The 20,408-nt window shown below is 55.5% G+C and carries 15 protein-coding genes; 9 read left to right on the plus strand and 6 right to left on the minus strand.

Annotated features, from left to right (window positions below):
- Nucleotides 1-288: 288 nt before the first annotated feature.
- From ABEA92_RS21815 to ABEA92_RS21825, 3 genes are all read left to right on the plus strand, one after another.
- Entirely contained in the window at nucleotides 289-1,428 is a 1,140-nt protein-coding gene (locus ABEA92_RS21815) for an A24 family peptidase (RefSeq protein ID WP_345686141.1), read from the plus strand.
- 106 nt (nucleotides 1,429-1,534) lie between these two features.
- Nucleotides 1,535-2,065 (plus strand): Spy/CpxP family protein refolding chaperone, encoded by a 531-nt coding sequence (locus ABEA92_RS21820; RefSeq protein ID WP_345686143.1) that lies wholly within the window; start codon nucleotides 1,535-1,537, stop codon nucleotides 2,063-2,065.
- Between the two features lie 183 nt (nucleotides 2,066-2,248).
- Nucleotides 2,249-3,175 carry a ThuA domain-containing protein gene (locus tag ABEA92_RS21825; RefSeq protein ID WP_345686145.1) on the plus strand — a complete coding sequence of 309 codons (927 nt, stop codon included), beginning with the start codon at nucleotides 2,249-2,251 and terminating at the stop codon, nucleotides 3,173-3,175.
- A gap of 241 nt (nucleotides 3,176-3,416) precedes the next feature.
- On the opposite strand, the gene ABEA92_RS21830 is transcribed toward ABEA92_RS21825, so the two are convergent.
- A complete protein-coding gene (locus tag ABEA92_RS21830; protein ID WP_345686147.1) occupies nucleotides 3,417-3,548 on the minus strand; it encodes a hypothetical protein in 132 nt (43 codons plus the stop codon).
- A 192-nt stretch (nucleotides 3,549-3,740) separates the two neighbouring features.
- Nucleotides 3,741-6,962: a CRTAC1 family protein gene (locus tag ABEA92_RS21835; protein ID WP_345686149.1), complete on the minus strand. Its 3,222-nt coding sequence runs from the start codon at nucleotides 6,960-6,962 to the stop codon at nucleotides 3,741-3,743.
- 404 nt (nucleotides 6,963-7,366) lie between these two features.
- Between ABEA92_RS21835 and ABEA92_RS21840 the strand changes: the two genes are divergently transcribed.
- A complete protein-coding gene (locus ABEA92_RS21840) occupies nucleotides 7,367-8,548 on the plus strand; it encodes a DUF1559 family PulG-like putative transporter (RefSeq protein WP_345686151.1) in 1,182 nt (393 codons plus the stop codon).
- 187 nt (nucleotides 8,549-8,735) lie between these two features.
- Here the strand turns inward: ABEA92_RS21840 and ABEA92_RS21845 are convergent, their stop codons facing one another.
- Together ABEA92_RS21845 and ABEA92_RS21850 are read right to left on the minus strand one after the other, a co-directional pair.
- Entirely contained in the window at nucleotides 8,736-11,045 is a 2,310-nt protein-coding gene (locus tag ABEA92_RS21845) for an AMP-binding protein (protein ID WP_425572479.1), read from the minus strand.
- A 416-nt stretch (nucleotides 11,046-11,461) separates the two neighbouring features.
- Nucleotides 11,462-12,562 carry an exonuclease/endonuclease/phosphatase family protein gene (locus ABEA92_RS21850; RefSeq protein WP_345686155.1) on the minus strand — a complete coding sequence of 367 codons (1,101 nt, stop codon included), beginning with the start codon at nucleotides 12,560-12,562 and terminating at the stop codon, nucleotides 11,462-11,464.
- A 393-nt stretch (nucleotides 12,563-12,955) separates the two neighbouring features.
- Between ABEA92_RS21850 and odhB the strand changes: the two genes are divergently transcribed.
- The gene (gene odhB / locus ABEA92_RS21855) at nucleotides 12,956-14,290 is read left to right on the plus strand and encodes a 2-oxoglutarate dehydrogenase complex dihydrolipoyllysine-residue succinyltransferase (protein WP_345686157.1); all 1,335 of its coding nucleotides are present in this window, start codon (nucleotides 12,956-12,958) and stop codon (nucleotides 14,288-14,290) included.
- 28 nt (nucleotides 14,291-14,318) lie between these two features.
- Nucleotides 14,319-15,230, plus strand: a complete 912-nt coding sequence (locus ABEA92_RS21860) for a universal stress protein (RefSeq protein WP_345686159.1) — start codon at nucleotides 14,319-14,321, stop codon at nucleotides 15,228-15,230.
- 216 nt (nucleotides 15,231-15,446) lie between these two features.
- On the opposite strand, the gene ABEA92_RS21865 is transcribed toward ABEA92_RS21860, so the two are convergent.
- Nucleotides 15,447-16,517, minus strand: coding sequence for an SDR family oxidoreductase (locus ABEA92_RS21865; protein ID WP_345686161.1), 1,071 nt, complete (start codon nucleotides 16,515-16,517; stop codon nucleotides 15,447-15,449).
- Between the two features lie 96 nt (nucleotides 16,518-16,613).
- Here ABEA92_RS21865 and ABEA92_RS21870 point away from each other — a divergent pair, with 96 nt between their 5' ends.
- Nucleotides 16,614-17,492: a histidinol-phosphatase gene (locus tag ABEA92_RS21870; RefSeq protein WP_345686163.1), complete on the plus strand. Its 879-nt coding sequence runs from the start codon at nucleotides 16,614-16,616 to the stop codon at nucleotides 17,490-17,492.
- A gap of 365 nt (nucleotides 17,493-17,857) precedes the next feature.
- On the opposite strand, the gene lipA is transcribed toward ABEA92_RS21870, so the two are convergent.
- Nucleotides 17,858-18,778, minus strand: coding sequence for a lipoyl synthase (gene lipA / locus ABEA92_RS21875; RefSeq protein ID WP_345686165.1), 921 nt, complete (start codon nucleotides 18,776-18,778; stop codon nucleotides 17,858-17,860).
- 153 nt (nucleotides 18,779-18,931) lie between these two features.
- On the opposite strand from lipA, the gene smpB reads away from it, so the two are divergent.
- Together smpB and ABEA92_RS21885 are read left to right on the plus strand one after the other, a co-directional pair.
- Complete coding sequence (gene smpB / locus ABEA92_RS21880) at nucleotides 18,932-19,483, plus strand: SsrA-binding protein SmpB (protein ID WP_345686167.1); 552 nt, start codon at nucleotides 18,932-18,934, stop codon at nucleotides 19,481-19,483.
- Nucleotides 19,484-19,703: 220 nt separating this feature from the next.
- On the plus strand, nucleotides 19,704-20,396 hold the full coding sequence (locus ABEA92_RS21885; RefSeq protein WP_345686170.1) for an ABC transporter ATP-binding protein: 693 nt from the start codon (nucleotides 19,704-19,706) through the stop codon (nucleotides 20,394-20,396).
- The last annotated feature ends 12 nt before the right edge of the window (nucleotides 20,397-20,408 follow it).

Raw genomic sequence — 20,408 nt, forward strand, 5'->3', positions numbered from 1 at the left:
CCATCACGAACTCGCCACGGTCATTGAATTTGGCTCTTTCCCCCGTCGCCGGCGACCGCTTCGCTGGGTTTCTGGGGGTTCGCGGTTCAAAGCGGAGTGACTTCGGCTACATTCATGCGGATCCCAGACGCGCAGACCCATTTCCAATTTCAGTGCTTCCCATTGCTGATTTCCGTTTTCCCCTGATAGTTTGAGGTTCCCGACGTGGGACGTAGGCGACGATCAATTCCTTGGGCCCTCGTTTTGGCAATCACGCTCGCTTGCATCGCTACGGCTTACGTGTTTGGCATGGCATGGTTGCAATCGCGAGGCACCTCGCATTACAGCCCAGCGGATCTGTATCTGACTCGGTTGATGGACGTCGCGATCGCGGCTTGGTTGTTTTGGATCGGATCGTCGATCGGCAGTTTTCTGAATGTCGTTGCATGGCGAATGCCACGAAACCAAAGTGTCAACGGACGATCCTATTGCCCACGCTGCAGCACCCGGCTGAAGGCCCGCGATAACTTCCCCGTATTCGGATGGCTGGCGCTCCGTGGTCGCTGCCGTACCTGCCGGCTTCCAATCTCGCCTCGCTATCCCATTGTCGAAGCGGCGGTCGGCATCAGCATCACTTGGGTCGGGATCGCCGAGATTTATCGATTGAGCCTGCCTTATCAAAATCAACATTGGCACGGCGGACCATTGTGGATTCCCGTGGTAGACCGATCGATGATGATCACGCTGCTGTATCACGTGATTGCCATCGCACTGAGCTGGGCGATGGGGCTGATACGCATGGACGGTCATGCGTTGCCCCGTCGGCTGAGCAGCACCGCGGCGGTAATCATGGTCGGCGGCATGTTGCTGTTTCCCACGGTGATGGTCGTGCCTTGGCAAATGCAGGTACCGGCCAGTTGGCGAGGCGACGGATTGTACGTTGACGCCTTGATGCGAGTGATCACGGCGCTGGTAGCCGCCACGTTTTTGGGACGCTGTTTGGCACGCGGGTTGTGTGTCGGGGCGGATCCGAAACTTGATCCGTTGGGGAAATCAACCATTCGGTTGGTCGATCTGATCACAATCATTGCCATCCCGGCGTTGGTACTAGGTTGGCAATCACTACCTGCCGTCTTGTTCGTCGCCGCCTGTATCGCGTTAGGTTTAGGCCGGGTCCTGCCAAGTTCGACTGACATGCTTGGCCGCTTTGCCGTTGCGGTGCCCATCACCCTTTGCTTGTCGGTTGTGTTTTGGCGACCACTGCATGCAGCAGCGTATTGGCCCAGCGACGGCAGCTCGCCTTGGGTGCTGTTGGCGGCGGCTGCATTGGTGCTGATCACACCGGCGTGGCTTCGGGAAAGGCAACCGCTAGGGGGCCAATCACTGCCCTTTCACGAACCCAACGACCACGACAGCGCCGCAGCAGACTCAACTGTTTCTAAAAATTGAGTCGTAAGCCATAGACTTTGGCTCGATCGGGGAACTAAAATTTGCAAATCCGAAATCGGCGATGGTTCCGATTTCACTCCCCCACTTATTAGTCGAGTTCGCGGTCATGAAAAGACGCATGTTGAGTGTTTTGGTTTTGACTTTAGCTTTGGTCGTAACGGCAACCGCAGACGATGCGAAGCCGAAAAAGAAAGGCGATCGGGCAGGCGGAAAAAATGCGGGCGCAGCCCAGTTGCTAAAGCCGTTTGAAGCGGTCGACTTGACGGAAGAGCAAACCGCCAAGATCAAAGCCTTGGGCAAGGCGATGAACGAAAAGAGCAACGCGATCCGCGAGGAAGCGGGTGTCACCCAAGAACTGATGAAAAAGCGGGCCGAAGCGATGAAGGAAGCTCGCGAATCAGGCAAGAAAGGTAAGGAGTTGGCTGCCGAAGTCGACGCCAAGGCAGGGCTTACGGACGCCCAAGTCAACGCGATGAAAAAGGTGGCGGAACTTCGCAAGAACTTCATGCAGGAAGCGGTCGCTCTGCTGACTGCCGAGCAAAAAGAAAAGCTTCCCGCCCGCGTCAAAGCGACTGGAAAAACCGAGGGCAAAGAAAAAGCCAAAGGTAAAGGCAAGAAGAAGAAAGAGGCAGAATAGGCCAATTCGGATCCTCTTCCCCCCACAGAAAACTCAACTGAACACGGTTGATAATGCGAAGCTTCGATTCATGATTGAATCGAAGCTTTTTTGTTATGATAAGCGTTCCGGTGCGGATGCAGAGGGCCATCCCCCCTGCGGACCGCCCGACAGATTCATTCACCCCCACAAGGCAATCCACACGTGAGACTACTTAGTTCGGCGATCCTCGCACTGGCTCTTTTCACCGGTACGCTTCTGACTGGCATCGCTTCAGCCGAAACCACCAAACTTGTCCTGGTCGCAGGCAAACCATCGCACCCACCTCGGATGCACGAGTTCAACGCCGGGGTGCAATTGTTGGCCAAGAGTTTGTCGTCGGTCGAAGACTTGGAAACCGAAGTCGTATTGAATGGTTGGCCCGAGGACGAATCGGTCTTTGAAAATGCCGATGCCGTCGTGTTCTATATGGATGGCGGTGGTCGACACGAAGTGGTCAAAGAAAACGGTCGCCGTTTAAAACTGATCGACAAATGGGTCAAAAATGGCGTCGGCGTCGGCTTCATGCACTTTGGTGTCGAAGTGGTTGCGGATCAGGCGGGCGAGGAATTCAAAGATTGGATCGGCGGCCATTACGAACACATGTTCTCGTGCAACCCGTTTTGGGAACCGATGTTCGTCACGCTGCCGGATCATCCGATCACCCGCGGGGTAAAGCCGTTCCAAATCAAGGACGAGTGGTATTTCAACATGCGTTTCGTTGGCGACATTAGCGGAAACGAAGCGACCGAAGTCGACGGGTTAAAATTCCAGCCCATCTTGGTTGCTGTGCCATCGGATGACGTTCGCGATGGACCCTACGTCTACCCACGAGGCCCGTACGAGCATATCCAAGCGAACCAAGGCCGCGCCGAAGCGATGATGTGGGTCGTCAATCGCGACGACGGTGGCCGTGGACTTGGATTCACCGGAGGCCACTTTCATGACAATTGGGGCAACGACGATTTCCGCAAAGTTGTTCTCAATGGCATGCTCTGGCTGGGCAAACACGAGGTCCCCGAAGGCGGCGTCCAGTCGACGGTCACCCAAGCCGACCTGGACGCCAACCTAGACAAAAAGAACCGCCGCTAACAAAGACGCGGATACCTATGAGTTGGCAAAAAGAAAGCAGGCAGCGAATCATGTCGATTCACAGCCTGCTGTTGAGTGGCAATCGGGAACGGAGTCGCAATCCGGAACGGAGTGGCAACCGCGACACAGTCCACCGGGACTGGTGACGTCCCCAACCTTCGGTTGACGATTGAATCCGAGGCCAGGTCCATCATTCACGACGGCCGCTGTGCAGCACACGGATCGTATCGGGCACTCGCCGCTACTGATTATTCGAGTCGCCCATCGACATTTCTTCGTAGTTCTCAGGCTGAGCCGATTCATTGGTAGCCTCGATGACCTCTGGTTTCTTTTCGCCACAGCCAGAGATGCAACAAGCGGTGAACGCGAACATGGGAATTAAAAGAACAAGTTTGCGGAGATTCATCATTTTTTGCTTCAGGATTAAAGAAGTTAAAAGTCGTGTGAAGTGAACGAACATTAGCATCGAAGTTTACGCGATCCTGGTATCGATTACCACTCGCAGACGCTAACCCATTTTTCGCTTTTGCCTGCAAGGAAAGCAGCTCATCGCGTGGACGCCCCCTCACCAGCGTTTCCATAGTGCCGCCTCGTTCTCGATAATCAACAAACGGCAATCAACAGTCAGCTGTTCGAACGATTGAGTTTGTCCACTTGGCCATACGATTTCCACTGCATCCACCTGCTGGTGATCGCCAAGACCGAAGCATAAGACATTTTCATTTCGAGACAGGTATCCATCGCCGGTTTGCACCGTAGCGGCCCACGTTTGGTCATTACAGCGGATCGTGACTTTGGCACCAATCGCATCGCGTTCGGATCGCGTTCCCGTTAACTCCAGCTGCAGAAAATGGCCGGTTGAACCGGTTCGATTTTCCAGGAGAGCAACATTCTGCTTTAGATCGGTGACCACCACATCAACGAGCCCATCACGATTCCAATCACATCGGGCCATGCCGCGGGAAAGATGACCGGTTTGCCAATAATCGTCATCACCGTCGACGGTCGCTTCACGAAACTGGCTGCCACTGCGAACGAAAAGCTGTGAACGCATTTCAAAATCAACTCCACGTTCACTAAAGTCTTCGATGTGCCCATTCCCGGTTACGAGATCCCAGGTCGAGTTGTTGTCGTAATCGATTGCCTGCGTTCCAAAACCCAACCGATTTCGTGTTAGCGCATCCAGCCCATACGCAACGACCAAATCGGAAAAAACGCCCGAGGCATTCTGCATCAGCAGGTTGGACCACTGGTTTTCAAAGTTGGTGATATGCAGGTCCATCAACAAATTGCCATCGAAATCGGCTGCAGCAATGCCCATGCAAGCCATGGGCATTCCGCCTTGACCGTATGCGACTCCCTTGGCGACCGCGACGTCCGACCACTGCTGCTCCGTGGCGGTCGTCTCACTCGTCGCCGCAGTCTCGCGATGCATCCACAACTGGTTTGCACGCTGGTCATTCGCCACAAAGACATCGATCCCACCATCACCGTCGATGTCACTAACCAACAACCCGAGCCCTGAACTGGCTGTTTCGGAAGCTGAACTACCAAACGTTTTCGCCTGGAAACCTCCTACGGGGGTGGTTTCAAAATAGCGATCAAGCCCTGGTTGAAAATGCAACGGCCCGGGCAATCGAATCGGCTTCCCTTTGGCATCGTATTCGATCGGTCGATAGATCTCGGAATCATCGATGTAGTTGACGGCGACTAAATCAGGCAAATGATCGCCGCTGACATCGGCAATCGCAAGCGAAGTGGTGTACTCGGGCTCGTCCCACATGGGGGCAACGTTTTGCACCCGAAACGTCCCGTCGCCTTGGTTGACCAACAAGCGGTTGGGGCCGAGGTTCGCCAATGCGAGATCGGGAAAACCATCTTGATTCCAATCGCCTGCGGTGACCCCCGTGGTATAGTGCCGATCGTCCGCAGCGGAAGCCGAGATAACATTTTCAAATTGTGCCCCCCGATTGCGAAACAACCCATTGGGCAGCTCCGACGTTCCCTCGGGAGGGTTGCAGGCAGCTTGCCCAAAATACAAATCAATCAAGCCGTCGGCGTCAAAATCTAAGCAGGCGACGCCAGAACCGTAAGCCTGGAAAATTTGAAAATGACGTTCCACCGGAGGCGCCGCGTTCTGATACGCGAACCGAAGGCCCACATCGGAGGCCACGTTCGCAAAAACGGGAGGAGCCGGTTTCGCCTTGGCCATCGCATTGCTCAAGCCCCGCTGCATCGACGTCGTCGGTACCGTCAACGATTGCTGCTCAAGCGATGCTAAAACAGTCTCTACAACCGCTGAATTCACCGGCGTGAAACCGCACAGCAGCCGCGTCATGTCCAACCCACCGGGTCGTTGGGCTAACAATTTCGGCTTGTACTCGGCCAATTCATTTAGCTGTTCCGATCCCGGAGCCAGTTTCGTGAACATCAATTCCTGCCATAGCACGGATTCCAACGGCCGCCCCATTGCCTGCATGATCGCAGACATCTCCGAATAGTCTCGCGGATCAATTTGCTTTGAATTGATCATGCGGCGAACCAATTGTTGAACGTGCTGCACCATGCGGACGCGTTCTCGAAACGCCTCCGCCCTTTCTTGGTCTCCCGCTAACTGCAGCGACTGCACCATCGCATTGTGAGCTTCCACGCTGTTGGGTTCCAAGCGGATTGCGGCCGCGAAACAGGCTGCTGCCGCGTCGGGCGATTGACGGATCACCGCATGCCCCGCCGCCAACCAATACTCACTGTACAATTCCCATTGTTCACTGCGTCCACCAAGCCAACGAGCCAGTCTGTCCTGTTGTTGAGACTCGGCTAACGTCCAGCCATATAGTGTTTCGACTGCGGCATGTTGTTGCCAGAGATCATCGCGGGAATCCAACAGCTGCAAGGACTCTCGTATATCGCCTTGGGAACGAAGCGCTCGAGCCACATTCAACACGCCAAGGGACCGAACCTGTTGGGCGTCATGAATATCAGGCTTTTCGGCAATATCGACCCCCACGTGATGAGGGAAGCAGAGTGCCCTTAGTTCGGCAAGTTCAAGCGGTGCTTGGTTGGACAAGATTTTTAATTGACGATTTGCCTCACTACGAAAGCCTCGCTGATTTAGCTGCTGAGCGAAGCGGCGTCGCGCCTCCACAAAATCGGAGTGTTGTTGTAGCAACGAGTCAAAACGCTGTATTGCCGCCAAATCGTTGCCATCCTCGAACAGCAACTCCGCAGCCTGCACTCTCAGCAGCGCTGCGTTGTCCGGGTGCGAAAGAGCCAGTTCGTCCAGGGCATACACAGCTTCTTGCACCTGATTTTGCTCGCACAGCAGCAGCACCCTCAATGTGCCGGCGTACAAATCGTTCGGAGACTGAATTTGAACTGCAGTCAGGATCTTTTCGGCGTCGTCCAGACGTCCGTTATGAATTAGATTCGCAACCTGAGTCAGCTGCTGCTTCATCGTTTCGCGTTCCAGCTCCACATTGACTGGCTGCGAATCTGTCGTCGAACTCGCCAGAGGAGTGTTTTCGGACGGTTGACACCCGCAGAACGCCAACAAGAAAACGAGGACTCCGACGAAGTGCCGCCACCGCAACTCATCGGGTTGTCTTTTTTCACCAAGCATTTCTTGTCCCACGCGAGCCCACACACCAAGGGGGCAGTCGCTTTTTCGCATGCCGCCTGAAAATGATTTACGCCAACCTATCGGAGTCGGTTCAGCGGTGCAATCGATTGACGAACGACGAATCGAGCGATCGCCGAGCATCACAACGATGTTGTCGTTATTTCGCACCCAAAAACCTGATCGATGCCAGAGCAACGCTTGACCGATGCTCGATCAACGCCTGATCGCTCTCCGACCACCAACGGAAACGGTCAATCAAAAAGCGATGCGGGCAAGTGTACGCACGCACACTCCCTTGTGATTTTTCCCGCCAATTGAGCTCCCTCGTAGCATTTTAAGGTTGACACAACTGTGCCTGACCCAATAATCGCTGCATCAGCATTCGACGCCATAACGGCGACTTATCCATCCGTGCGAAGCTGATATCGCAACGAACGTCGCCATTACTGGCCCGTTCGCTCGCCGAGCTAATTTAGCTTGTTTGTTATTCTTGCCTATCTTGCGGACTTCTGCGAAGGGATACCGATCCCCTCCAATGTCATTTTTTTACTCTCTTCACAAAGGGGCTTTCGATGGTTTCGCGTCCTAAAACCAAGACTGGTTTTACACTGGTCGAACTACTTGTGGTCATTGCAATTATTGGAGTATTAGTCGGGCTGCTGCTGCCAGCAGTGCAAGCCGCTCGCGAAGCAGCTCGGCGGATGAGTTGTAGCAACAACATGAAGCAAATCGGGTTGGCGTTGCACAATTATCACTCGGCCTACAAGCAATTGCCGAAGCAATCGGGTGGCACCTATGACCTCGACAGTAGTGGCGGTAACAACAATCGCTTTCGTCTCAGTTGGCTGATTGGCATTACGCCGTTTATTGAACAACAGGCGCTGTGGGAACAAATCAGCAACCCGATGGACAGAAACAATGATGGCACGATTGATTACTACTCCATGGGACCTTGGCCTTGGCAAACGAACTATGAGCCTTGGATGACAGAGCTTCCGGCATTCCGATGCCCGAGCGATCCTGGAACCGGAGCCCCTGCGATGGCTCGAACCAACTACGCGGCCTGCATCGGTGACAGCACTGACTGGGTCAACTGGGGGTATTGGCGATGGCAGGGCGGTTCATGGAACCAGGGCCACATCAACAGCGCAAACGCGTCGAATCGTGGCTTCTTCTACAATCGCAGGTCGATGAAATTCCGTGACATGTTGGATGGCTTGTCAAACACGGTTGCGGTGGGTGAAATCGCCACCGGACTGGGTGACCGCGATATTCGCACCGACCCCTACTTCGGAATCGGCTGGGGTAAGATTCACGGCAACCCATCTGCTTGCCTTGATGCGGGGCTGACGGATCCAGAGCGACCTCAGTTCTGGGAACCGTCGATCGGCAATTCGAACCCAGGGCTGCGTAGCAATAGTTGGAAACGTGGCTTTCGCTGGAGTGATTCGGTACCAACCTACACCAGCTTTACGACCATGCTGCCGCCCAATCGCGAGGTTTGCATCGGTGGCAGTGGCGACTTTGACACAGGGGTTCTGCCACCAAGTAGCCGTCACCAAGGCGGTGTCCACATCTTGATGGGCGACGGAGCAGTGAAGTTCATTACCGACTCGATCGAAGCCGGAGATTCACGTTCGCCGGTGGTCAAGCAAGGTAGCCCCGGCATCGCCCCTGGATCGAAAAGCCCGTACGGCTTGTGGGGTGCTCTGGGTACCCGCGCTTCCAAAGAGACGATTGACAGCGAATTCTAAGCGTCGTTCAAAAACGACGACCGAATTTCGTACGGCTTGCTTTCGCGACTCTTCGCGTAGGTGAAAATCAATAGACAACGAAAGTCGATCTTGAAACACCGGCCCATCCAATGCAGCGGATGGTGCCGGTGTTTTTGTTTTGTGCACCGAGAAGCCTTCATGACGAAACTCAGCGACGACGGCGGGACTAGACTTCGCCAAAGTGCTGTTTGGCGACCATTTGAGCTCCTTTGATGTCGAGCTTGCCAGTGCCCAATTGCGGGATCTTATCGACCTCTAGAAAACTGTCCGACGAGGGGATGAACAGATTGGGCAAGCCGGCCGAGATCAATCCAGCACGCACTTCGTCGTAGGTTTTGGACGTCGGCAAATGCAGAACCACCAAGCGTTCGCCCTTCTTGGCATCCGGAACGGCCGTCACGCATACGGTGGGCTGCTCGATGTCGGATTCCTCAGCGGAACCGCATGCAGCCTCTTTGCCGGATTTGCAGCCGTACACTTTGGCGATCTCTTCTTCGACGCGAAGATGTGGCACCATTTCGCCGCCGATCTTTGAAAACCGACTCAGCCGTCCGGTGATATGCAGAAAACCTTGATCGTCGACGTTGGCGATGTCCCCGGTCACGTACCAGCCGTCTTGGACCACTTTGCGAGTCAATTCGTCTTGGTTGACATAGCCTTTCATCACGTTCGGTCCGGTGACCATCAGCATGCCGTCTTGCCCGGACAACCGTTCGCTGCCATCCTCGGGTGAAACGATTCGAGCACCAATGCCTGGCAAGGGGCGTCCCACGCTGCCTTCGATGCGGTCGGCTTGATACTTCGCCGCCGAACGGCTCGGCGGAATGTTGACCGACACCAGCGGGCTGAGTTCCGTTGCACCGTAGCCTTCGACCGGTCGAACACCAAATCGTTCTTCGAAGGCATCAAACAGTTCAGCCGGCATTTTCTCGGCACCCACAACCACCACATCCAGCGTGGCGAATTGCTCGGGTTCGACACGACGCAGGTAGCTTCGCAGAAACGTGGGAGTCCCCAACAACACTGACGCTTTGTATTTAGCGGCAAGCTTTCCAATTTGGCGTGCATCGAGCGGATTGAAATGATAGACCCCGGTCGGCCCCAACGTCATCACCGCCCACAACGTTACGCTATAGCCGAACGAGTGAAAGAAGGGCAGCACGCCGATCACGACGTCTTGGTAATTCAACCGGACGGCACGCTCGATCGCGTCGACATTGTGGCTGATGTTCGCCTGAGTCAGCATCACCCCCTTGGGCATCCCCGTCGATCCACTGGTGAAGATAATCGTCAGCAGGTCGTCCTTGTCGATTTTGTGAAGTCCAAGCACCCGATCGAGCACGGCCGCGGGCAGCAACACGGCTTGGATGAACGCAACCGCCTTGTCCCACGTCGTGACTTTGTCTTTAAGTGATTCGAGCAAAACGACATCGGCATCGAGCTGCAGATCCAACTTGCTTAGAAACTTTTCGCTGGTCAGAACGTGCTTGATCCCGGCCTCGTGAATGCAGTGATTCATCACCTGACTCGAAACGGTATAGTTCAGATTCGCGGTGACTCGGCGATCCATCGTCAATGCGATGTTGGTCGCAACACCTCCAACGCTAGGCGGCAGCAAGATCGCCACGGTGGACTCATCGCGATCGAGCACGTCGCGGCGGAGGACTCGGCGCAGCGCCAACACACGGGTCAACAGTTCACGGCCGGTGACCTCGGTGCCCATCGAATCGGCACACTGAACGATGCTTCCTTTTTTCCGCCAAACGCGGATGACGCGGCGGGCGAGTGTGGGAAACTTGTCGCGTTGTTCGATCGTTGCTCGCGCACCGAGCGACTGGACATGCGAGCGAACCAGTTCCAAGGGCGCATCGCCTTCGAGCGGCGGTCCAATGTAGAGCGTGAGCGTGCGGCGAAATTGGGTCGGCCACTTAAAAAAGAACTTGCCGCCTGAGAAACTGAAGACGCTGCCCCACATGCCTTCCAACCAAACCGGCATGATCGCCGCGTTGGTGCCTTTTAGGATCTTTTGGATCCCTGGTTTGAACGCCTGCAGCTGCCCCGTCCGCGTGATCGTGCCTTCGGGAAAAATCCCGATTACATCACCGTTAGACAAACCTTCGCGAGCGGTTTTTAGCGCGCGGCCAATCGATTTGGGGCCCGAGTACATCAGGATCGTATCAAACGCGCGGCCCAAATAGCCACCGATGCGGGAATTGAAATTCGCGCCGTCAACGACAAAGCGGACGTTCTTTGGCAACATCCACAGAAGCAGGATTCCATCGATCCAGGACACATGATTGCTGGCGATCACATAGCCACGGTCTTGAGGCAGATTCTCGAGCCCCACCACCCGCTTGCGGTAAAGCGTTGCCAGGATCGGACGCATGAAACCACGAACAAACCTTCGAGGCGAGAAGACCGCCAACAATACGATCAGGATCGCCAACACCGCGATCACGAGCAGTCCAATTTGCAATCCGTTCACTTTAAAAATCTCTCGCAATAAATTCGTTATCGTCGCAACACAGCGGAGCGATCCCGCGATCGCTGCAACGTTTTAAACATCCCGTGTTACCATAATGCAATCACGCGGGGGACGAAATCAGCCTGCCCGAGGTAGTATCGTCTTGGAAAACCCTTAGCAAAAGGGCTGCTCAGAGGGCCCAGCCTGCTTTACTATCGTCCGCGCAGCCTGACCCCGGCGAATGCGAACGAGACTGCCAGACTCTCTTACCTGAGCCCATCCTTCGGGTGACGGTGCGCCGCAGAGCGGCAGCGGGCAGGCATTTTTTCAGCGGTGCGGCGATGGAAAGGTTCGATTTTGACCGGGCGGGCCCTGCGCCGCTCTGCAATAAAAACCACCCGGCTCGTGCCAATAGAGATGAAACTGGGCTATAGCCGACCGCCTTCGGTCGCAGTGAATTCGGCGTACACCGGCAGATGGCTGGTGACCACCTCGGCATCGGCAAGGCTCATGTTGTAGACCCGCAAAAAGTCCAGAGCACCGCCACGGCCGAGATACTCACTGCAAAAGGTTGTATCCATCAAGATATTGCTGGTTTGGTAGCGGCCAAAAACATCGGTAGGAACGCTTCGCACCGCGGCCACGATGTTGTCCCCGACAAGCGTGGGCACCAAATAGGCATCATCAGCTTGGAACAGTCCGGTCAACACCACGTCGTCCTCGTTCCGCCCGTCATTGCGAACACTTTTCAGAATCCCAGGCAGCAGCGCAACTTCGACCGGAGCTTGGCCAAGATCGACTCGAATGTTCACTAGCGAGAAGGTCCAAGCGGTTTCCACCGACGGTTGGGCGGCTTGAAACCATGCCACCAGCGGATCATAGCCCATTTGATTCATGGGGTCGGCGACCGTGTAGGTTTGATTGCGATCGACACGAACTCGCGTGGTATCGAACACAAACGCCAATTGTTCCTGGCGTCCGGCAGGGCCGTTGGACTCACCAAGTACGAAATCGTAACGCCGACCGGATTGATTGATCTCGTCAACCAGCCGAGGGATCAAGTCACGTTCAATGGCGGCAATTTGCTGCAGCGCGACGATATCAAATTGGTGGACAATGCGAACGATGTTTTGGCGAGCAATTGGATTAGCCAACTTGGTCGGCCCAAAACCGTCGAGCGCCCACGACGCGATTCGCAGATTGGCGATGCGAGCCGGAGGTCGTGGCGAGACACTCGCCGGGGTCGCCGTCACGGCAGCGCGGCCGGTCGATGTGAACGGATTTTCAGACGTCGCTTGGGCAGAGGATGCAGCAATGCCCGAGACGAGTCGAGACGAATCGCCGCTGAACTCGGATTCGCCCGGAAAGCTCGTCAGCTCGGCGTCACCCCACAACTCGTTCTTGGGCGAAACGCGAACGCCATCAAGCCCTTGAATGTTATAGTTTTTGAAGAAATACCAGCCGCCACCGACAAGTAGCAGTACTACCACGGCGACTTGAATCGGATTGCCACGGGTAGAGTCTTCCATTGCTCAAACGAGTGATGCTTTAAAAGGAGTTGTAAGAATAAGAGGGCGGATCGAATTGAATGGATTAGGGGGAAATCGACCCGAACGTGTCTCGATTCCCATTTGCCGCCTCATGCGTCATCGATCCGAAAGCGGTCGCTTCATCACGCCGAGTGGTAAATTTGGACGCACTCGTACCACCATCGGCTACCTGCGCGAACCAAGAACTGCATTCGGTACATTCGCTAGGCTTTAACGTCGTTTCGTCGCACACCCCTATTTTGAAACCGCCGAGTCGCTGACACGATCGAAAACACGCGGTAGGATGATGCCCATGTGCAGAAGTCGAGTTTTGCACGAACCACCCCTATGTTTAGTCCGTTTTGCCCTCATTCTTACGAGCTGATACGAACCGTGAGCGAATCTATTAACGTCGACGTCCCTACCGTTGGTGAATCGATTAGCGAAGTGCAAATTGGTCAGTGGCTCAAACAAGAGGGAGACTGGGTCAAGGACGGGGAGGACCTCGTCGAAATCGAAACCGAAAAGGCATCGGTACAAATCCCTGCTCCCGGATCCGGATACCTTGAGAATATTCAAAAGGCATCCGAAGAATTCGCCGCCGTCGGCGAAACAATCGCTTCAATCCGCCTCAGCGACGCTCCCGATTCAAACGGCACCCCCCCGTCGGAACCTGCCGCTTCGGCGGGCGGCAGTTCAAGCCCTCAAGCTGCCAGCAGCCCGGCTGCTAGTGGTCCGGCTGCTGGCGGCCAACCCGCAGCGAGTGGCGGATCGACCGCGACCGGCACATCGGCTTCGTTCGTCATGCCCGCGGCAAAACGGTTGCTCGAAGAACATGGATTGTCGCAAAGCCAAGTGCCAGCCACCGGACCGGGGGGACGACTGTTAAAAGAAGACGTGTTGGCGTTCGTTCGCAACCGCGGCAATGCTCCGGCAGCCCCCGCAGCCCCCAAACCTGCGGCGAGCGTTCCTAGCCCCGCACCGCGTCCGACGGCGTCCACATCGTTGGTGGCCGAATCGGTTCCTAACCGCAGCGAAGAGGTCAAACCGCTCAGCATGCTGCGTCGCACCATCGCCGCGCGATTGGTCGAAGCCCAACAAACCGCGGCACTGTTGACCACGTTCAACGAAATTGACATGCAGCCAGTGATGGCGATCCGCAAAAAGTACAAGGACGCGTTCGCAGAACGTCATGGGGTCAAACTCGGGTTCATGTCGTTTTTCGCTAAAGCATCGGTCGAAGCACTGCGTCGCTACCCGCTGGTGAACGCGGAAATCCGTGATGACAATATTGTCTATCGCCATTACCACGATATCGGCGTCGCGATCGGAGGCGGCAAAGGATTGGTCGTTCCGATTTTGCGAAACGTCGAACGCATGTCGTTTGCCGACGTCGAAGCGGGGATTGCCGAATTTGCACGTCAAGCAGGCGAAAACCGATTGCAGCCAGCCGATTTGATTGGTGGCACGTTTACGATCAGCAACGGCGGCGTCTATGGATCGCTACTGAGCACTCCGATTGTGAATCCTCCGCAAAGCGGAATCCTCGGGTTGCACTCGATCCAAGAACGCCCTGTGGCAATCGATGGTAACGTCGTCATTCGTCCGATGATGTATGTAGCATTGACCTACGATCACCGCATCGTTGATGGCCGCGAAGCCGTAGGATTCCTCAAGACGATCAAAGAGATCATCGAGGATCCTGCTCGTTTGTTCTTGGAACTGTAAGCCACGTTTCGCCTAGGAAAGATCCCCCATGACCAAGGTCATTCTCGCCACTGATGGTTCACCCCAAGCGGATGACGCGATCGCATTCCTAAAACGATTGCCGATGCCGCGACCGGTCGACGTGGACATCGTGACGAACGTTTTCGTACCGCTCCACAATGGTGATTTGACCGATCCTCTGTTGCGTGATTTCCGCGAACACCAAGAAGCCGAGGCCAATCAGTATTTGGAGAGATCGGAAGCGGCGCTGGATGATTTCGCGGATACCGTGACTCGAAAATTCCTGCACGGCGATATCGGGCACAGCATTGTCGAGTTCGCCGAGCAAAACGAGAGTGATTTCATTGTCATGGGCGCGACCGGGCGTTCGGGAATCGGCCGGATTCTGTTGGGCAGCGTCAGCGACTATGTCGCCACGCATGCGACGTGCAATGTGATTGTCGCGCGGAAACCGCTGCATCAATGTTCGCAAGAAGATCCGATGAAGATCACCATCGGATACAACGATTGCGAAGGTTCCGACGAGGCAATCAGCGAGTTCACGAAACTCGACTGGACCACCACGGCCGCAATCAGTTTGCTGGGGGTGGTGCCGGTTTTTCAAGGCTTTAGCCCCGATCTGATGCCTAACATCGTGCAATACCGTAGCGAGCAACGGGTCGCCGCGATGCGGTATTTAAAGGCGGGGCGTGAACGATTGACCAGCGAGCACACGCAATTGTCCACCGATCAAATCTCGTGCGATGTGGTCGAGACCGATCACGTCGGCAACGCGATCATCGAACGGCTCGAAGAAAACAAGAACGACGTGATTGTGATTGGCGACTCGCACCGCAGCCGGATCAGCCGCATGCTATTGGGCAGTGTGTCGCGGTTCGTGCTGCAGCATGCTCACTGCAGCATGTGGATCGCGCGAGACAAAAACGCAGTCCATGATTAAGGCTAGGGCGGTGACGTAGCGAAAGTCGCCAAGACTTTCGGCGGATTACGTTGCGAACCGAAACTGTTGGCGGCTAGTTGATTTAGTGAAGTTTCCTGCGGCAAGGGTCGTATGATGGACTTCCTAGTCCGTCAATGGTGTATTCGACGGACTAGAAAGTCCGTCGTACGACTAAATCAACAAGCCGTTGACGAGTTTCGCTACCTCCACATCAGCCTACGCGAACCGGCTCGCTCCCCACACCTCGTTGCGGCTCGGCGGTACCAAGCCAGGTTTGTCGGGGTTTTGGTAAAGCAGCGTTTTGATCATCGCTTCGGAACCCGAAAAGCCGTCGTCGCGATCGTAATGCCACCGCTCGTGGGTCGGTAACCAATCGTCCGAAAGCGGCCACGGGTCAAACGGGTTGTAGCCAAGGTCTTGCTGCAGTTTGGACGAATCCATCGACACATCGCCGGCGCGGGGCGGCATGGGTCCGGCCTCGTGTCGCAGCGACTTGTGCAGCAGATCGGGATCGTACCCACCAATGCGATTGACGATCTGGCCTATTTGATAAAGCGTCAAACGCCGTGGTCCGCCAGCGTGATACAGCCCCGTCAGAGGCTTGTCCAACAGCGTCGCAAACAATCCGTTCATGCAATCGGTATAGGTCGGCGTCCGCACTTCGTCGGTAAACAGCGTTGCTGGTTTGTTCTGTTTGAACCGCGATGCGATCCAATCGATTGCACCAGCGTGCTCATTAAAACTGATTCCCATCGGTAACGAGATGCGAAGCACGCATGCGTTGTCGCACCGCGAGAGCACGACATTTTCGGCTTCGACCATCTTGGCACCGTAGACGGTCACCGGGTCGGTCGCATCTTGTTCGCTGTAGCTTCCGCCAACGCGGCCGGCGAACACCAAATCAACGGACAAGTGGATGACACGCGCATCATGCCGGATCGCTTGGGCAATCATGTTCTCGGCTCCGAGTACATTCACCCGATGCGCCATGTCGACATTCAATTCACATGATTTTAACCGACAACAACCACCAAAATTCAGCAGACTTCGGAAACCATATTCGTCCCACAACCGTGCCACGCTGTCGGCATCCTCGGCATCACAGGCGACAATGCCGTCGCCCGAAAGCGGCCACATATTGGATTGCCGAACCCCGATCACTTGATCGCCATACAGGTCGCGAAAGTAATGGAACGCGTTGTATCCAGGCACGCCTGCGATCCCGCTGACCAGCATCGGCAGCGGCGGTGAAGCGTCGTCTTCGTAGTGGGGGTCCAGCAAATCCATGAACGTTGTTTCGTCTTGTGCGTCAGATTGTAGCCAAGGGCGCCCTTGCCACTGTCGGGGAGCGACCAGTATGGTTGAAACGAAGTTTGCCTAAAAATGGCGTCCGAGAACACCCACAATGGAAATCGACGAGTCGTGACAGAGCGAATTTTATTCGAATCCCACTCCCACACCCCTTTATGCATGCACGCCGACGGCATGCCGACGGAGTACGCCGAAGCAGCCTGGCAGCGTGGTTTGCGAGGGATCAACGTGACCTGCCACAACCCGATGCCCAATGGTTTTTCGGCGCATGTCCGGATGCGTGAAGACCAATTCGACGAATACGTTTCGCTAGTCGAAACCACGCGAAACGAGTGGGCGGGACGCATCGACGTCCGGCTCGGATTGGAAGCCGATTACTTCGAAGGCCACGAGGCTTACGTCGAAAAACAGCTTCGCTCGGCCGATTTCCAATTTGTGCTCGGCTCGGTCCACCCGCAGATCGGCGAGTTCCGCGAGCGCTACTGGAACAACGATCCGCTAGAATTCCAACGCACCTACTTTCGGCTGCTCGCCCAATCCGCCGAAACCGGGCTGTTTGACTCGTTGGCTCATCCCGATTTGGTCAAAAACGTGACCGCCGACGCGTGGGACTTAGACCTGATCATCGACGATATCCGAGCCGCACTGGATCGCATCGCGGCAACCGGGGTGGGGATGGAACTGAACACATCGGGGGTCAACAAGACCATCTCGCAAATGAATCCATGCCCCGAGATGTTGGTGGAAATGCGTCAGCGGAATATTCCGGTGACGATCGGCGCCGATGCTCACCAGCCTGAACGGGTGGCCGATGGCTACGAGACCGCGATGGAACTGCTGCAGCAGTGTGGTTACGAGAACATCAGTCTGTTCGAAGCCCGCAAACGCTACGAGGTTCCGATCACCGATGTACTGGCCAGCCTACAGTCGGCCGAGTGCAAGACGTCGTAGGCCGCAAGCGGTTGGGATTTGGAAAATCATGATCCAAAGCATTAGCGAGAGGCTCTTGAACCAGCCCTGGTCGCTCGCCTATGCGTTTTGAAGTTGCGTTATTAGACGTTCTCGGGCCAAAGGCCCGGCCATTTGCTAGCCGCCCTCATTAAGTCCCAGTAAACGGCCGGACCGTTGGCCCTACAATTCATTGGTTTTCTTGGTCCCAGCCCGCTGGGCTGGGCTAGGTAAACGTCCGGGGCTTTGCCCCTCAATACAGACGCGCAACATCAAAACTCACGCGTCGGGCGAGGATTGCCATGTGAACCGCCGAAACTCTTGGCGAGTTTCGCGACGATGAATGGATACAGCCAGTTTCGCTACGGTTAAACGGCCGTTTCGGCCATGTCGCGGGCGTGATAGCTACTGCGAACGAATGGGCCGCTGGCGACTTTCTTGAATCCCATGCCACGAGCGATTTCGCCCAGCTCGTCAAATTCTTCTGGCGGAACGTAACGGACCACGGGCAGGTATTTTTCGCCGGGCTGCAGGTATTGGCCGAGCGTCAAAAAGTCGACGTCGTGCTCGCGAAGATCCGCCAACGCGTCGATCAATTCGGCTCGTTCTTCGCCCAATCCCAGCATCAAACCGCTCTTGGTGCGAACGCTGGAGTCGTATTTCTTGACATCCAACATCATCTGCAGCGTCCACGCATAATCGCTCTTCGGCCCTCGCACGCGGCGGTACAACCGAGGAACGGTTTCCATGTTGTGGTTGAAAACATCGGGTCGAGCTTCGATCACGCGAGCCAATGACGGTTTGCAGTGAACAAAGTCGGGGGTCAGCACTTCGGTCGTCGCGCCGGTGCGTTCTCGCACGGCGACGACACAGCGGTAGAAGTGGTCGGCCCCGCCATCGGGCAGATCGTCACGCGTCACACTGGTGATCACGACGTGCTTAAGCCCCAACCGCGCCGCGGCTTCGGCCAAACGCTCTGGTTCGTCGGACTCGGGCAATTCCGGTGGCCGACCGCGGTGAACGGCACAAAATCCACAGGGCCGGGTGCAAACGGCTCCCAGAATCATGAATGTCGCGGTTTGCTGGCTATAGCATTCCATACGATTCGGGCATTTGGCGTTATCACAAACCGTTTCCAGTTTCAATTCTTCCAACAATCCTGCCGTCATGTGGTTGGAATTGCTGCGAGGAATCGGGCGTTTCAGCCAGCGAGGCAACCGCCCCGATGCACTGACTTCGGCACCTTCAGGAATTTCAGGATCAGAAACGACAGGTAAGCGAAATGCCATGGACGTAGGGGGATCGGTGGAACGAATGAACCAAATCGAGTTATCGTTCGCATTGTAGTAGACGACGGGCGATTGGTCACGCGAGGTAGGCTGATTCAGCGTGCTTAAAATCCCGCCGTTTTGCAGGAAAACGATACACCCCCTGGATAATCGATGCCCCGCTGCGCTAAGTCGCAGCTTGGCGGTACAATTCGCCTCGTTATGGCAAAAAACAAGAAAACGAAAAAAAAGGCTGCGGGAAAAAAATCCGAGCCATCGATGACGATCGTGACCGAGAATCGCAAGGCGAAACATCGCTACGAGATCCTCGATTCGGTCGAGTGTGGACTGATGCTGATCGGCAGCGAAGTGAAGTCGATGCGGGATGGCAAAATGTCGCTCGACGAAGCCTATATCCGCGTGAAAGACAACGAACTGTGGCTGATCGGCAGCGACATTGCTCATTACAAGAACGCGGGGATGTGGAACCATGATCCCCGCCGACCACGCAAACTGCTCGTTCACGCCCGCGAATATGACAAGTTCGCCGGACGAGCCCACGAGCGGGGGCTGACCCTGATTCCGCTGCGGGTCTATTTCAATTCGCGTGGCATCGCCAAATGTGTGATGGGATTGGTCAAAGGAAAGAAACTACATGACAAACGCGAAGCCCTGAAAAAGCGAGATAGTGACCGCGGATTGCAACGGGCCATGAGGCGAGGTTAAGCGAGATGACGACTGGAGTGGCAATCGAGTCATCAAGACATTCGCTTCCGTCACCTCCCCCCACCGAATCTGCTCGTAGAAACTCCGCCCCCCAACGATTTGCCTTTCTTTGAGCAAACCTATCCTCGTCGCACGCAAAACGATGTCCCATCACTTGCGATGGGACAAAGAAAAGTGAACACGATTTTTCAATACCTGATACGTCCTCAATAAAGCCACTATGTCAAACGCTGATATGACGCTGCGGATCGCGGATCTGACCAAAACATTTGACCAACCCGGCGGCGGTCGATTGACGGTGCTGGATGTCCCTCAATTTGAAATCGCCGCGGGCGAACAAGTCGCCTTGATCGGCGAAAGCGGCGGTGGGAAAACCACCCTGTTGCATCTGATCGCGGGGTTATTGATTCCCGATTCCGGTTCCATTCGCGTTGCAGGGACCGAACTGACACGACTGAGCGAACAAGGGCGTGACCGTTTTCGCGCCTCGACAATCGGTTACGTCTTCCAGACCTTTAATCTGCTGCCCGCGTTTACGGCGATTGAAAACGTGCGACTAGGCATGACCTTTGGACATGGCAATACCGATTCAGGGCGTGCCAAGGATTTGTTGGACCGCGTCGGGCTTGCCGATCGCGCCCATTATCGTCCAAGTCAATTGAGTGTTGGCCAGCAGCAGCGAGTCGCAATCGCTCGTTCGTTGGCCGGTAAACCACGGCTATTGCTGTGTGACGAACCGACTGCGAATGTGGATCCTGTCAGCGCCGAAAACGTATTGGATTTGATTCGCACTTCCTGTAGCGAGGAAAACATTGCGATGTTGATGGTCACCCACAGCATGCATGTGGCCGAGCGTTTTGACCGAGTCGACAAGCTCGAACAGATCAACCGAGCCTTTGTTACCAGCCAATAGTCGATTGATCAG

Source organism: Novipirellula caenicola, assembly GCF_039545035.1.
GTDB classification, from domain to species: domain Bacteria; phylum Planctomycetota; class Planctomycetia; order Pirellulales; family Pirellulaceae; genus Novipirellula; species Novipirellula caenicola.

Coding starts and splice junctions, on each gene's coding strand:
- ABEA92_RS21815 (WP_345686141.1), top strand. CDS start 289: ATGGCATGGTTGCAATCGCGAGGCACCTCGCATTACAGCCCAGCGGAT.
- ABEA92_RS21820 (WP_345686143.1), top strand. CDS start 1,535: ATGAAAAGACGCATGTTGAGTGTTTTGGTTTTGACTTTAGCTTTGGTC.
- ABEA92_RS21830 (WP_345686147.1), bottom strand. CDS start 3,548: ATGTTCGCGTTCACCGCTTGTTGCATCTCTGGCTGTGGCGAAAAGAAA.
- ABEA92_RS21840 (WP_345686151.1), top strand. CDS start 7,367: ATGGTTTCGCGTCCTAAAACCAAGACTGGTTTTACACTGGTCGAACTA.
- ABEA92_RS21850 (WP_345686155.1), bottom strand. CDS start 12,562: ATGGAAGACTCTACCCGTGGCAATCCGATTCAAGTCGCCGTGGTAGTA.
- ABEA92_RS21860 (WP_345686159.1), top strand. CDS start 14,319: ATGACCAAGGTCATTCTCGCCACTGATGGTTCACCCCAAGCGGATGAC.
- ABEA92_RS21865 (WP_345686161.1), bottom strand. CDS start 16,517: ATGGATTTGCTGGACCCCCACTACGAAGACGACGCTTCACCGCCGCTG.
- ABEA92_RS21870 (WP_345686163.1), top strand. CDS start 16,614: ATGGCGTCCGAGAACACCCACAATGGAAATCGACGAGTCGTGACAGAG.
- lipA (WP_345686165.1), bottom strand. CDS start 18,778: ATGGCATTTCGCTTACCTGTCGTTTCTGATCCTGAAATTCCTGAAGGT.
- smpB (WP_345686167.1), top strand. CDS start 18,932: ATGCCCCGCTGCGCTAAGTCGCAGCTTGGCGGTACAATTCGCCTCGTT.
- ABEA92_RS21885 (WP_345686170.1), top strand. CDS start 19,704: ATGTCAAACGCTGATATGACGCTGCGGATCGCGGATCTGACCAAAACA.